Below are 12904 nucleotides of genomic sequence, written 5' to 3'. Positions count from 1 at the left end.
ATATTTGCCCTTCTACTCCTGTTTGGTCGTGGGCTTTGATACCGCTTTTAATTGTTGCCGCCGTTTAAGCTCCCGCCCCTGAAGGGTAAATATCAACCAAACCAACAGCAAAGGCAGCATTGGGACTATCCCCCAAAGCAAATCCACTGAGCTTGCCACCAAGGTGTATTTAAGCTGATATACCGGCACCAACACCCAAAGGGGATAGCTGTAAAACAACCCTCGCACCAGACGCATAGACAAACTGCGATGCAGCTCGGCGCCGGGAAGCGAGGCAAACATCAAGGCAAACCAGCCCAAAACGCCCGTCAGCAGCGCAAAACCCAGCACAAGCTGGATCAATAGTTCCGGCATTGCCCTCTCCCTGCGTATAAGCTTCTCATTCTTTGACCCGGTTTACGGCATTCGCCGAACGAACCGTCAACCAAGAGAAGTTATCACTGAAGCAAAGGCCAACTAGCTTAATCACCGCCAGAATCATACCCCGGATCCGCAGCGGCGGTTTCCGCTGCACTATGGCCTGTACAGGCATCATGCAGGCAAGCGACAGAAAAATCCTGTGGCCGACCAAAGATAACCTCCGCAGCTTCCCTTCTCAGTTGACCATAGTCCGGCTCACTGGGACCTTGAGTTATGGATGGTTGCATCGAAATACGGGAAAACTCGGCCGGTGAGCAGTACATGGCATAGGCATAATATTCGTTGGTCGAAATCCTGCCATTGCTATCATAGGCTTTAGGAGGACGCCCGAGCTTTTGTCTGATTAAGGCCCTTTCCAGCTGATTTCTGGAATAATATCTCTTCTTGCCATAATGCTTTAGCAAATCCCTGGATAGCTTACGGGCATATTGCCTTATTTTTCGTTTTCGAAACAAATGGGCAAACATAAGAACTCTCTGCTTGGCTCACTTTTCCACTATATCGATTTATCTATCCGGCGTTTTGTCCCACTTGCTGCTCGGCACCACAGAACAGATATGGTGCGGCAAATCAGTTGATGATTATGCAACAACCCAGCGCGAGCGTAACAACGCCAAGCATGGAGGGGGAATCGATAAACATGGCCCAGTGCGCCGACAAAACCAGCTTGCCGAGCGTATACAAACAGACCCGGCAGTAAACTATGACCGCTACCCGGTTCAATTTCTCATCCTGCTCTCGCGGTTAGGCTTCCAGTGCCAACTGCAGCAAGAAGTCCAGTTGCACTCTGGCATCGCCTCTTTGAGTCTTATCAGGGGCAGGCTCTCCCCCGAGACGCAGTGCCGGGGTGTAAAAGTAGATCTGGTTCGGCTGCAGCTTGCCTTGCTGATCGCTGACTTGTTGAAGTTCCTTCTTCCTGAAGAAGCTGGTTTGCACTTCATCGTCACAACACCAGTCATTGAAGAAGTCTTCCATGCTCCAGGTGAGCACATCTGTCTGCGAAGTGTGGGGATCGATAAAGGCGATATCTTCATCCCCTTCATCGCTAAGGAGCCGATAATAAAAAATGTCGCCAAAACAGCTGATAGCGAACGGGATGCGACTCATGTCTTCATCCAACATCAGCCAGCCCCAGAGATTGTCCAGGTATTCATCCGGATCAATAAGTTGGATTAAACCATCACCATAGTGGCCAAAGCCATGTTGTTGCCACAGTTCCAATAAGCACTCGGGCAAATGGTCCCGATATTTGGCAAGAGTTGGCGCCGATACTGATTTGATATCTGCGCCGGGTGGCAGATGGTCGATAAAAGATTGCAGAAGCATTGAGGTAAAATTCCTTTTCCTATCAGAATAACTGTCACAAAACCTTGGGTTTTCCGTGACCTTGTTTTGAAAGCCTTTAGGTATCGGCATGAAGCCTGGGCAAGGCCGTATTCGATTATGCGGCCTTTGATAGCATGATTGCAATCCCGAGAGACACACCAGCTATTCGCTGAGCCCCAAAAATCGCCGCAACAGTATGAGTATTTTTCCGGAAATATCTTCCGATAACAAAGCCCACCACCATAAGTCAGGCTGTCACTGCCGAATTCGTTCATCACAGCAAGCTACTGCCCCGCTACTTCAATAACGGCCTCGAGGTAATCGCCCTCGGTTTGCTTAAATACGGCTTGCACGGCTTTCCTGATAAAATCTTTTTTTGAGGCTGTTTCTCTGGTAGTCACTGCTCAGCTTCTTTAGCCGCCAGCCATTCACATTCGGCAGTGGTAACCAACTCCCCCAGTTGACGGTGCTGATCCCGCCCCTGGAAACTGGAGCGAGCCCCCTTAGGGATAGGTACTACATATTGAATATTCCGGGCCAGTTGCTCGAGAAATAGATTGCCGAAGCGGCGATACTCTGCAACTTCCCGCTCATTGAGCTGGATCATAAAGCGGTTGCTATGTCGGCAAAGCACGTCCAGATATAACAGCCCTTCATGCTCCAACAGGTACCATTGCCCTTGAGCCATCGTCAGTACTTTCATACCCAGCTCCCGACTATGCCGCTTTTACCGAAAGAGGCACAAAATTACAGCAGCGTAAGCCACTCTGAGGTATCTGCCAGAATAAACTCATAACGCTTGCCATCATTGAGAATGACCCGCAGCGCATCTGCCGATATGGGGAAAATACCGCCGCCAGTAGCCAGACACTTTTCTACCGCGCAGATATCATCACGCTTGAGTGTATAGGGCCCCAGCCCCAGTTGCTGATTGAAAGGCACAAACTTGAGTTCATTGCCGGTCAAGGAGATTTTGCCATCGGCTTTGGCCACTCCATTCTGCACTGTAGTCATTGACGATTTGATCAGTTCTGCTGCCATCCTTGCTTCCTCTTGGGTGATGCCTTGCTTCCTTAAGGCCTTGTTGGCATAAGCCATCAATAATGTTCAAACTACCCCAATAAATGGGATTTGTCATCCCGATGAACGGGCACTGCTGCACTGCAGGGCTCAGGCGATAGCCTCTGGCAGGATGATCTCCGGCGCGCCAAAACAGTGAAGATAGCCATCAATAATGGCCAGCGCGTCTTCATCCGAGCAGAGATAAACGGGCAAACCATACCGCTTAGCCAATTGCTTTGCACGCTGTTTTTGGCTGAGGCCATGGGATTGATCTCGGCTCTGCGAATGAACCACATGGGGCACAAATAAAAGGTCGGCCAAGCCCAGCGCCTTCAGGTTTTCAAGGCCCACTGTATTGCTGTCACCACAAAGCGCCGCGGTTTCTATGTTGGCGGTCAGCAGCATGGCACCGGCACTGACACCAACCAAGAGATGTCCGGATGCAGCATAACTCTTGAGTTTCTGCTGTTGATTGCGGCTATACAATCCATGTAAAAAACGGTAAGTATCCCCGCCAGAGAGATGCACTAAAGGCTTATCCAGCAACGTCTGCATCGCAGTGTCATTAAAGCCCTGTTCAAAATCCAGGTAGGTGTTGAGACCTATGCCAAGGCCTTGATAAAACGCCTGTGTTGGCCGGTAGAAATCTTCCTCGGGGTCAGGCTCTGAACCTATGTAACCACCGACTTGTCCTTTAAGCCCCAAAGCCTCAATAACAAACGCTAGCGCCTTATGGCCGATTGCGCTTTGGTGATTACTGAGCAGCAGTAGATTCATATTTTTTCGCTCCTTGAAAGTCGGCAGTTTCTTACAACACCCAGAGTTTCCCGCTCACAGCCTCAACAGCCATTCGCGCCGTGATTGATAAAGTTCTTCAGCCCAAGACATCAGCGCAGGGAGTCAAAAGCAGCCAGCAGTGCTTCATCTTCTCTTTCTAACAGGCATTCGCCAATCTCATCTATGGGTAACGTAGCGCTGAGGGACAACAGCTTAAGGGCTTCAATATGCTCAAGAGTCAGTTCATGCTCGGTAAGCAAGAACGACCAATCGAAACTGTCGACAAGCGCCTGCTCGACACCATCGGCATACAGCTGGTTAAACCTTTTTGGGTTGTGACCGAAGATCAACGCCGCCAAGCAAGCATATTCGCCGAATTCACTGTCATCATCAAAGCAGTAATCCAACGCTATGCCCCGACTTAGCAACGCAGCCAAAGCCTGTTCACCGGCTCCATTCAAATGGTATTCATTGTAAAACAAACAGGCCGCCGCCGTAGCCAGTGCCTTATGGGAGAAGGCGTATCTGGGCAGTAGAAAATTAAAAATGGCGTAAGCGTCAGACTCTCCTGCAAAGACCAATTCCAACAACCGGTTATGGTCCAAACGGCCACCCACTGAAATAAACGCGCTAATAAAACCGAGATAAACATCGTGACACAGCCGGTAAAGATGTTCAGGGTCGTCTTCGACCAAGCTGCCATCCGGGCCGTTGACTTTGATGATGTCAAATAGCGGCGTAAACTGCTTCGGCTCGGAATAATACGCCACACGGCAATACATAAGGTAATAGATTTGATAGTCCTTGATAACGGCGTTCGCTCTGAGATAAGAGATGATCTCAAGCCAGGCCGGGTCTTTCTCTATCCTGAACATATATTGGGACCAGGCTTTCGGCATGTGCTGGCGCAAATAGTCCAGATTGCCTTCTTCAATATGTTGTTTTATCTCATTTAATCCACGAAACACGGCATTCCTCTCATAACAGGTGTAAATCTTCTCCGGGAAATCCCGGGCTTGGTAGGTAAAAGACCTGAGTTAGGGCTGACTCAGTTTTTGCTCAAGCGCCCGGTTCTGAGCCATAATCTCTTCGAGAAAAACCGAACCATGCAGCCTGGCCAATTGCAGCGCCTTGATAGAAGCCGCCATTGCCTTATCGAGCTGTTGGTTAAGCGTATAGGCGGTTGCCAGGCTGTCCCAAAGGATTTCCGAGCGAGCGAATTTCTCTACTCCTTGCTCCAATATGGCAACGCCCCAGGCTGTTTGGCCCTCATAGGCGGCCTTTAGGCCGTATACATTGAATTGATGTGCCGACAACGGAAAGGTATAGCCATACTCGGCAGTTTTTCCCCTGTAGAACGCCTGCAGTTGTTGCAGCGACATCGCATCGACTTGTGGTACCGCGTTCCAGCCACTGAAGATGGCTTTAAGCCCCTCGACATTGCCAATCAAGGGAGTGCTGTCGTGGGTTTCTCGGGCAAAACGGGCATTGAAAACCTGTAGCTTTGACGGCTTCTTGGTTTCCAGTTTTTGCAGCATGGCGTCAAAAGCCTGCGCCATCTCGCCTGGCTCACTCGCCATACTGAGAAACCAGCGCATGGGCGCTTTGCGCTCGCGAGTCTGGTATTTGTCGTAATCTGTAATCAAGGCACCATCGTCCCACCAGAGGCTGGGACTAATGGCTATCGCGGCATTGAAGGAAGATGCCGGACCGAGCGCCTGATAACTGCTGTAAAGCCCGGCCAAAGAGTGGCCAAATATCATCCGGTAAGGCGCCAGACGGTAACGTTCACTCAATGTAGGCAGCAGTTCCTCTGCGATAAAACGGTTATAAACATCGGCCTTTCCCGCCCTTGCGGCGAAATCTTCCGGCTCTGTGGGAGTAAAGTACTTGAGTCTGTCGCGGGTGCTTATGCCCACCACTATCATTTCCGGTACTATGGCGTATGTGCTCAGAAAGCCGACGCTGGATGCCACATGATGAAACTGAGTCGAACCATCAAGTACCAACAGCAAGGGGTAGTGAAAACTGTCTGAATGTCGATAACTCTCGGGCAAAGCAACCTGAACTGTCACGGCTTCATCGATAAGCCCGGCCGCAAGTGTAAAACGCTGCTCTTCGGCCAATACAGTCAGCGACAGCAAGGCACAAAGCAAAAATACGAATCTCATGGAAATCCTTGTCAGTAAAACGTCTTTAAAGGGCATTCAAAGGCCGGCGCGAGATGAAAAGCTGACGGTCAATAGCAGATGGCCGCAGGCAGCTGTCGTTGCCACAAGACAGTATTCACCCTCACACTTACCAGCAGGCCTTCGCCCGAGATGGTCATCCAATAGTGTTCAAGCCAGCCGTTATTGTCCGTCTCAGATTTATAAAGACTCACAACGCAGCCAAGGCTGTTTTCCAATATCCATTCTTTTCACCTTCCCGACGTCCTTTTTACCTGGATTTAGACGCAGCTCGGTTACAAACGGCCTTTGAGCGGGTGCTGGGTTTGCCAACCGCTGGCTCCGCGGCTGCTGACAAAATACACCAGCAGATCAGCTGCGCTGCGATGGCTGACCCAATGAATGAGTGATGTGGCCGTTGAGCGGCTCGCCACCTGACACCAGAGGCTATCCTGATTGTGCGTAGCGCCGCGGCTGTCGACTCGATAAACCAATAGATCGGCGGCCGCGCGGGAGCTGACTTCATGTACCAACACCTTGGCCGCTCCCCGAACCTGAACCTCATAAATAAGTGCCATAAAACCTCCCAGTTGTAGTTTGGCTGTTTCTAATGTGGATGTTAATTTCCGAAGTGATCAGCAAACTCAAGATCCAATTACAATATTTTTCGGTATTACATTGACGATAGGTATAAACATCCTTCCTCTCAGACTCAAAGCCAGAGACTGGATTAGGAGCTCAACACTATGACCTGCAGTTTCGTTGGATAACTTAATCACCTTGATTGCACAGGCGTCACATTTCTTGTTTCTTATCATCCATGTCCAAAATAATCATTTACCCAAAATCGAGTTAAATTGTGCATGATGCATTCATATTCAGTTGTCACTCGTAGTTGTGCTGCTTATGAGTTAAAACCAAATAGCGGCATATAGTCATCATTGTCTGTCAGGTTGACCTCAAAGCGCAGCACCTTGTAACACATGGCAAACAAAGACTCTCCCAACCAACGGGGATCAAAAGCATCGAGGGCCCTGAGCATACCCGCAGGGCCGGCATCGCCCTTGAGCTCTATAGGGGTCAACACATCAATAAAACTGGCCACCAAACCATAGAGATCCCGTTCGGCATCCCCTTCAAGGGCCCAGAGATCCGGGTCGGCATATTGAGCAGCATAGTGTCTGGCCGCTATATCCTGACCCAAGCCAAAGTTCAAAAGCACGGCGCTGTCGCCATTACAGATAATATTCTTCGGGCAGATGGCACTATGGAAGATATCCAATCTATGGAGATACTGCAGCGCCGTCAGCAACTGCCGAAACCAGCCTATCACCTGTTGCGGCGATTGGATCTCGGCGCAATCCAAAGCAACTCCCCGCTCCCAGGCCCTGGCAATGAAGACCCGGTCGCTGCCGCCAAGTTCGCCAAAGGCCAATACCCGCTCAACATTAGGGTGATAGATGCGGCTCAGGCTGCGGTATTGATGATTCAGACCGGGCCAGTCCTGCTGCAAAAAGCGATAAACAGACAGCCCGACATCGAACTGTCCCTGAAGGTGAGTGGCGCGCCAGAGTTCACTGTGAGCGGCCTGATAGATGACTTCTTCAAGCCGGAAGTGATGGTCGATAATGCTGCCCTCGGCTATCTCTGTATCGCTATCCAGGCTGTCACAGACTCCGGTTTCAATCAGCGCGCTGAGATCGGCTCTAAGCTCATCAAGATCCGCGCCCCGCCCTGCCGCAACCCGCTGGAACCAGAGGTAGATACGTGGCTGATGAGTGGCCAGCGCCAGAGGTAAAAATCGCTCGGCATAGCGCCTAAGATCCTCATCGATACTGATGTCATCACGGATATCGATAAATTCGACTTCGCCATCATCACCGATAAACAGGCAGTGCTCATCCCAGCCGCCGACACAGATATTACGCCGATGAATTTGCGACAGACTGGTGGCCCCACGGCGCAATATTTCCAGCAGTTGATAAATGCTGAGCCGCTCGATTTCCAGCAGATGAATAGGCACACCTCTTGGCATGCGAATAGGCAACACCAACTGCTCGCCATCCTGAATAAGGGGCGCAGAGTAAGGCACGCCGCTGCAACCGGACAGTTTCTGTAACCGCTGAAACTCACCCCGCAGCCGCTCTTCATGCTGTCTTGCTTCAGAAAGCTGCTCGAAATGGGTAGGGATCAGAATTTTCAGCAGCCAGGGCGCGGTCCAGCCGCCGGGATTGTACTCGGCCTGCCAGACTTCGAGGCCACTTTGCAGGAACAGGCATTTGAGCTTGATAAAATCCTGTATTTTATTGTTGCGTTGTTCCACCAGGGCCACCTGCCCCAGAGTGTCCAACACCGCCTCTTTCTGACGCTGATTGATCTGGTGCTTATGGGGAGCCGTCAGGCCCCACTCTTTGGTAAGCGCAGCGATGATCTGCCTTGGGGTATAGATGCTCAGGGCACAGTCCTGCTTCTCCAGCTCTATGGCTTCGCCCTTATGACCTGTTACAAATACCATGCCCTGGCACCAGGGAGCATAGACACCGACCGGGATCTTGTTCTTCAGCTTACCGGCCAGCACTCTGGCAACATAATTGGCCTTGGACAGGCTGTTGTCTACCTCGCGGCCATCCAGCGACCAGGCGTGCAGACCGGCATTAAGCCGGCCGATATAGCCTTTGACATCGATGACATACACGCCCCACTCGCCGACCACCAGAGCATCCACCTCCATCGCTTGCCCGGACTGAGTCGGGATCTCAATATTGGTCAGCAGCAGATAATCTTTGGGTAACTCATCACCCAGCAGTTCAAAGGCCCAGCGCTCGGCGTCGTTGACCGGGGTTCCAAAACTGATGTGTTTGGCCATATCACTCTCCCTGAGATTGGCAATCAGTGGGGGCAGAATAAAAAGCTAGAGAATAAAAAGCCACCCAAATTTGGGTGGCTCAGGAAAAATTCACTTATCTTCAGTGGTGGCAGTGCTCATCACACTCATGGTCATCATCGGCAAACTCGTCATCGCCGTCCTGATGCTGCATCACGCCCCAGCCATCTGTCATGCCGTCAAACTCTGCGGCAAAGCTGTTCAACTCGGTTTCGCGCGCCACCAATGCCTGATACTCGGGCACCATATTGATGCAGACAATCAGCTCCCACTTTTCAATCTCTTCGTTGAACTGCAGCTCAACTTCGCCTGCCTGCTCGGACTGACTCAAATCTTCCAATGCCGATTCAGCGTCGCGCTGATCATCAAACACCAGGAAAAAGTCCACATCCAAAGGCTTGCTCAAGTCGATACCCGACTCCTGCATTGCCTGCAGCATCTTGCCGTTGTCATCATCTGGAAATTGCATTTTGTTCCCCTTGCGCTTATTGCGCCGCCACTATTTTAACCGTTTCGCCGTTGAAACTGACCAGATCGCCCGGCAGCAGTTTCTTGCGCTTGCGGGTTTCAACCTCGTTATTGACCAGCACCAGCCCTTCGGCAATCACATGCTTGGCCTCGGCGCCGGCACTGGTCATGCCTTCTGCCTTCAGCACCTTATAAAGCTCAATATACTCATCGCCGCTATTGAGGGTGAATTCGCTCATTTTCTGTGTCACTGTGACCTTGCCTTACTGGAATTGACTCGATTTGGGGCGGATTATAGCAGCAAGCATCCGCTTGGGGGAGAGAAGTCAACGACGCTCATCGCTGAGCAGGCCATAGGCCCTGTCATCCACCCAAAGATCGCCGATACGGAAGTTGTGCCGCAATATTCCCTCAAGCTCGAAGCCGCACTTTTCCATGACCTTGGCCGAAGCCAGATTGTCATTGGCGCAGTGACCGATGAATTTATGAATATTGAAGCTCAAACAGCCCCAATCTATGACCCCGTGTAGCGACTCTGTGGCATAGCCCTTCCCCTGCATATCCGGATGCAACAGGTAACCTACCTCGGCCTGCGCCAGCTCAGGATCGACACAGTAAAAGCCGGTCAAGCCGACAAAGCAGTCGCTACCCAGTTCTTCAATCACCAGCGTCAGCCAATCCCCGGACTCGTAACGCCAAGGCTGGCTTCGCTGCTCAAACTTGGCTTTGAGCAGTGGAACGGGTTCGGGATCTCTGACAAAGCGGCCCACTTCAGGATCGCAATGCAGTGCCAGAAACGCCGGCCAATCTTGCGCCGTCAGAGTCCTGAGCCTGAGTCTATCGGTATAGATTTCTATCACTTGCTTGACCCGGGCTTAACCGCGACTGGTGACTTCAAGCAGGTGAAAACCAAAAGCGGTTTTCACCGGCCCCTGTACTTCATTGAGCGGCGCGCTGAACACCACTTCATCAAACTCACGCACCATCATACCCGGACCGAATGAGCCCAGCTCGCCGCCTTGAGCTCCAGAAGGACAAGCGGAATGTTTACGGGCCAGCTCGGCAAAATCGGCGCCATCGATAATCTGTTGTTTCAAGCTGGCGCATTCTGCTTCGGTTTTTACCAGTAGATGTCTTGCTGTTGCCTGTACCATAATTTGCTCCTCAGTAATCTTGGCCAAGTGGCCTTTTTTCGGTCGGTCACCGAACAAACCCGGCCAGTATAATATCATTCTGTGTCAGAAGTTAACTGACACAACAATAATGGCAGGCCGTGAGTCAAAGATAAAAAACGCCGTCAGATGACGGCGTTTTGAGTTTGCTTATCAAAGACTCGACTTAAATTCAGTCTCAGGCTGATGCTTTTTGCTTCAGCTGTTTTTCTATCCAGAGATCTATCTTGGCTTCCATCACCGCCATGGGTAAGGAACCTGTGGTGAGAATTTGATCGTGGAAGGCCTTGAGGTCGAAATTATCCCCCAGGGCTTTCTCGGCCCGGGCTCTGAGCTCCAGGATCTTCAGCTGACCAACTTTATAAGACAGTGCCTGACCAGGAATTGCCATATAGCGCTCCACCTCGGCGATAATGTCGCTTTCCGCCAGTGGAGAGTTGTCTTTCATATACTGAATCGCCTGTTCACGGCTCCAGCCCTTGGCATGCAGGCCGGTATCCACCACCAGACGCATCGCCCGCAGCATTTCATCCGAGAGCTTGCCGAAATATTGGTACGGATCTTCAAACAAACCCATCTCTATTCCAAGATATTCGGCATAGAGGGCCCAGCCCTCTTCAAAGGCGGTATAACCGCTGAAACGTTGGAACTCAGGCACGCCCTGCAGCTCTTGCTTGATGGCTATTTGGAAGTGGTGACCCGGCGCCGCCTCATGCAATGACAAAGTGGTCATGCCCCACTTGGGCTGAGCTTTCAGGTTATAGGTGTTGATGTAAAACACCCCTGGACGACTGCCATCGACGGCCGGTGCTTCATAGGAAGCTCCCGCGGCCGATTTTTCACGGAAGCTTTCAACCGGCTTCACCACATAGTCGGCCTTGGGCATCACATTGAAGTAACCGGGCAATACGGCATTGATTTTATCCTTAAGCACCATATAGCCGTCAATTAAGCCCTGCCTGTCACTGAAGAAGTACGTGGGCTCGGATGACAGTGAAGCAAAGAAGGCCTTGAGATCACCTTCAAAACCCACTTGCTGGCGCACCTTGTCCATTTCATCGAGGATCCGCGCCACTTCCTTGAGGCCGATTTGGTGAATATCGTCCACCGCCATAGTGGTTGTGGTATGAGCATTGGCCAGATGTTGGTACCAAACTTTACCGTTAGGCAGCGCCCACCAACCGTCAGTGGCCCGCGAGGCCGGCAAATAGGTTTGCTCGAAATATTGCTTGAGTGAGGCGATAGCCGGCAGCAGTTCTTGGCTGATCATCTGCTGGTATTCCTGCTCAATCAAGGCGCGTTCGGCGGCGTTGAAACTCTCGGGCATCTTGGTCACAGGGGCGTAGAAGATACTGTCTTGAGGCTTATCCACCAACTGTGCCTGCAACTGAGGGATAAGCCGCTCGACCAATACCCGTGGCAGCACAACCTTGCTGGCAATGCCTTCATCCATACGCTGTTTCGCCAGCTCTGTCCATTTGACAAAACCTTTCACCCTCTGCTGCCAGTTGGCGTAATCCTGCGGGGTATTGAAAGGCTGGGCACTCTCACCACTGCCAAGCTGCACCATAGTAATCACTGTGCTGTAGAACTGGCTTATCGGCATAAAACGGCTGGGGAAGGTTTCATCCACCAACGCCATATCCCTGTCATAAACAAACATGTCGTAACTGAGTTGCAACTGTTCGGGCAAAGCTTGTTTGTCTATGGTCTTGGCCTGGGCGGCGTAGCGACTATTAAGTTCATGGCGCTGCTTGAGGTAGGCCTCGGAGAGGTCGCCACCGAAAGTATCGTTATAGTCATTGACCCCAACAAAGGTGGCGTAGATGGGCTCAAGCTTGAGGTAATCCTTGAAAAATTGATCCACCATGGCGAGGTAAGCCTGCTCTGCCGTTTGTACCATTGCCGCAGCGGGCTGTTGCTCCGCCTGTGGCTGAGTCACCAAACTGCTCTCCTCTTTAGAGCAACCGCTCAACGCCAAAATAATAGAGCACAGCAAAAACCCTTTTTTCATTGTCGTTATTCTCCTGTCACAACTCAGTAGATGGATTGGTTAACTATACTTGTAGCAGTCACTAGCTCGGAGCCAACCCATGATTTATTCCTTCAGCAACTCGGGTTTCAGGGATCCGGAAACCGGGGTCTATAACCGGACCTATTTTATGGAAGTCTTTCACCGTGAATGGTATCGCCATCTGCGAGATCACCAGAGTCTGGCGCTATTGTATCTTTGCCCTCACATACATGAAACAGTTAACCAACCTCACTTGCTGGAATTCTTTGCCAAACAGGTGCAGCAAGCCTTGCTGCGCAATACTGATCTCTTGGGACGCATCAACCACCAACTGTTCGCCCTCGGTCTATTCAACGTCGATAAGATGGGAGCCCAAAAGGTCATCGAACGGATTAATGAGAAAATCAACAAGTTCAGCGAAGAATACAACAAATTTCATCACCTGCAGCTGGACTACCGTCTGGCGGCCTGTATTTGCCAACCCAACAGAGAACTGAAACCCGAAACCCTGTTTATTGATGTTGAAACCCTGACCCATCAATTGGAACAGCAAGACACCACGCTTTCCAGCGTCAGGGAGATCCACTGAATCAGTGCAAAAGGCTTATCGCAG

Annotated in this window: 16 protein-coding genes; 1 reads left to right on the top strand and 15 read right to left on the bottom strand. The window is 51.1% G+C overall.

All coding sequences use genetic code 11. From position 1 onward, the window contains the following. Window positions 1-12 precede the first annotated feature (12 nt). The 15 genes from CX651_RS10245 to CX651_RS10175 form a co-directional block, all read right to left on the bottom strand. Complete coding sequence (locus tag CX651_RS10245; protein ID WP_101055917.1) at window positions 13-354, bottom strand: hypothetical protein; 342 nt, start codon at window positions 352-354, stop codon at window positions 13-15. 107 nt (window positions 355-461) lie between these two features. Continuing rightward, the gene (locus tag CX651_RS10240; RefSeq protein WP_101055916.1) at window positions 462-887 is read right to left on the bottom strand and encodes a DUF6559 family protein; all 426 of its coding nucleotides are present in this window, start codon (window positions 885-887) and stop codon (window positions 462-464) included. A 277-nt stretch (window positions 888-1164) separates the two neighbouring features. Continuing rightward, window positions 1165-1746: a GAD-like domain-containing protein gene (locus CX651_RS10235; protein WP_101055915.1), complete on the bottom strand. Its 582-nt coding sequence runs from the start codon at window positions 1744-1746 to the stop codon at window positions 1165-1167. Window positions 1747-2143: 397 nt separating this feature from the next. After that, window positions 2144-2449: a hypothetical protein gene (locus CX651_RS10230; RefSeq protein WP_101055914.1), complete on the bottom strand. Its 306-nt coding sequence runs from the start codon at window positions 2447-2449 to the stop codon at window positions 2144-2146. Between the two features lie 44 nt (window positions 2450-2493). Next, complete coding sequence (locus tag CX651_RS10225) at window positions 2494-2787, bottom strand: hypothetical protein (RefSeq protein ID WP_025889069.1); 294 nt, start codon at window positions 2785-2787, stop codon at window positions 2494-2496. Window positions 2788-2916: 129 nt separating this feature from the next. Beyond that, window positions 2917-3585, bottom strand: a complete 669-nt coding sequence (locus tag CX651_RS10220; protein ID WP_101055913.1) for a Type 1 glutamine amidotransferase-like domain-containing protein — start codon at window positions 3583-3585, stop codon at window positions 2917-2919. Between the two features lie 110 nt (window positions 3586-3695). Beyond that, window positions 3696-4553, bottom strand: coding sequence for a hypothetical protein (locus tag CX651_RS10215; RefSeq protein ID WP_101055912.1), 858 nt, complete (start codon window positions 4551-4553; stop codon window positions 3696-3698). Between the two features lie 69 nt (window positions 4554-4622). Then, window positions 4623-5756 carry an alpha/beta hydrolase gene (locus CX651_RS10210; RefSeq protein WP_101055911.1) on the bottom strand — a complete coding sequence of 378 codons (1134 nt, stop codon included), beginning with the start codon at window positions 5754-5756 and terminating at the stop codon, window positions 4623-4625. A 293-nt stretch (window positions 5757-6049) separates the two neighbouring features. Then, window positions 6050-6331 carry a DUF6150 family protein gene (locus CX651_RS10205; protein WP_101055910.1) on the bottom strand — a complete coding sequence of 94 codons (282 nt, stop codon included), beginning with the start codon at window positions 6329-6331 and terminating at the stop codon, window positions 6050-6052. 326 nt (window positions 6332-6657) lie between these two features. Then, window positions 6658-8619, bottom strand: a complete 1962-nt coding sequence (locus tag CX651_RS10200) for an NERD domain-containing protein kinase family protein (protein ID WP_101055909.1) — start codon at window positions 8617-8619, stop codon at window positions 6658-6660. 100 nt (window positions 8620-8719) lie between these two features. Further along, entirely contained in the window at window positions 8720-9106 is a 387-nt protein-coding gene (locus CX651_RS10195) for a ribonuclease E inhibitor RraB (protein WP_025011246.1), read from the bottom strand. 16 nt (window positions 9107-9122) lie between these two features. Then, window positions 9123-9344 (bottom strand): RNA-binding S4 domain-containing protein, encoded by a 222-nt coding sequence (locus CX651_RS10190; RefSeq protein WP_037475159.1) that lies wholly within the window; start codon window positions 9342-9344, stop codon window positions 9123-9125. An 87-nt stretch (window positions 9345-9431) separates the two neighbouring features. Then, the gene (locus CX651_RS10185; protein ID WP_101055908.1) at window positions 9432-9965 is read right to left on the bottom strand and encodes a GNAT family N-acetyltransferase; all 534 of its coding nucleotides are present in this window, start codon (window positions 9963-9965) and stop codon (window positions 9432-9434) included. 15 nt (window positions 9966-9980) lie between these two features. Then, the gene (locus CX651_RS10180) at window positions 9981-10259 is read right to left on the bottom strand and encodes a peptidylprolyl isomerase (protein WP_039034012.1); all 279 of its coding nucleotides are present in this window, start codon (window positions 10257-10259) and stop codon (window positions 9981-9983) included. A gap of 196 nt (window positions 10260-10455) precedes the next feature. Next, on the bottom strand, window positions 10456-12291 hold the full coding sequence (locus CX651_RS10175; protein WP_101055907.1) for a DUF885 domain-containing protein: 1836 nt from the start codon (window positions 12289-12291) through the stop codon (window positions 10456-10458). Between the two features lie 79 nt (window positions 12292-12370). Here CX651_RS10175 and CX651_RS10170 point away from each other — a divergent pair, with 79 nt between their 5' ends. Beyond that, a complete protein-coding gene (locus tag CX651_RS10170; RefSeq protein WP_101055906.1) occupies window positions 12371-12880 on the top strand; it encodes a diguanylate cyclase domain-containing protein in 510 nt (169 codons plus the stop codon). Window positions 12881-12904: the final 24 nt, after the last annotated feature.

Origin of the sequence: Shewanella chilikensis, assembly GCF_002836945.1 — a bacterium.
Classification (GTDB): Bacteria; Pseudomonadota; Gammaproteobacteria; order Enterobacterales; family Shewanellaceae; genus Shewanella; species Shewanella chilikensis.
The sequence above is the reverse complement of the archived record's forward strand: the minus strand, read 5'-3'. Positions and strand labels throughout refer to the sequence as shown.

Bases quoted from the DNA above. Each gene is read 5' to 3' on its own strand.
- CX651_RS10245 (WP_101055917.1), bottom strand. From the start codon at position 354: ATGCCGGAACTATTGATCCAGCTTGTGCTGGGTTTTGCGCTGCTGACG.
- CX651_RS10240 (WP_101055916.1), bottom strand. From the start codon at position 887: ATGTTTGCCCATTTGTTTCGAAAACGAAAAATAAGGCAATATGCCCGT.
- CX651_RS10235 (WP_101055915.1), bottom strand. From the start codon at position 1,746: ATGCTTCTGCAATCTTTTATCGACCATCTGCCACCCGGCGCAGATATC.
- CX651_RS10230 (WP_101055914.1), bottom strand. From the start codon at position 2,449: ATGAAAGTACTGACGATGGCTCAAGGGCAATGGTACCTGTTGGAGCAT.
- CX651_RS10225 (WP_025889069.1), bottom strand. From the start codon at position 2,787: ATGGCAGCAGAACTGATCAAATCGTCAATGACTACAGTGCAGAATGGA.
- CX651_RS10220 (WP_101055913.1), bottom strand. From the start codon at position 3,585: ATGAATCTACTGCTGCTCAGTAATCACCAAAGCGCAATCGGCCATAAG.
- CX651_RS10210 (WP_101055911.1), bottom strand. From the start codon at position 5,756: ATGAGATTCGTATTTTTGCTTTGTGCCTTGCTGTCGCTGACTGTATTG.
- CX651_RS10205 (WP_101055910.1), bottom strand. From the start codon at position 6,331: ATGGCACTTATTTATGAGGTTCAGGTTCGGGGAGCGGCCAAGGTGTTG.
- CX651_RS10200 (WP_101055909.1), bottom strand. From the start codon at position 8,619: ATGGCCAAACACATCAGTTTTGGAACCCCGGTCAACGACGCCGAGCGC.
- CX651_RS10195 (WP_025011246.1), bottom strand. From the start codon at position 9,106: ATGCAATTTCCAGATGATGACAACGGCAAGATGCTGCAGGCAATGCAG.
- CX651_RS10190 (WP_037475159.1), bottom strand. From the start codon at position 9,344: ATGAGCGAATTCACCCTCAATAGCGGCGATGAGTATATTGAGCTTTAT.
- CX651_RS10180 (WP_039034012.1), bottom strand. From the start codon at position 10,259: ATGGTACAGGCAACAGCAAGACATCTACTGGTAAAAACCGAAGCAGAA.
- CX651_RS10175 (WP_101055907.1), bottom strand. From the start codon at position 12,291: ATGAAAAAAGGGTTTTTGCTGTGCTCTATTATTTTGGCGTTGAGCGGT.
- CX651_RS10170 (WP_101055906.1), top strand. From the start codon at position 12,371: ATGATTTATTCCTTCAGCAACTCGGGTTTCAGGGATCCGGAAACCGGG.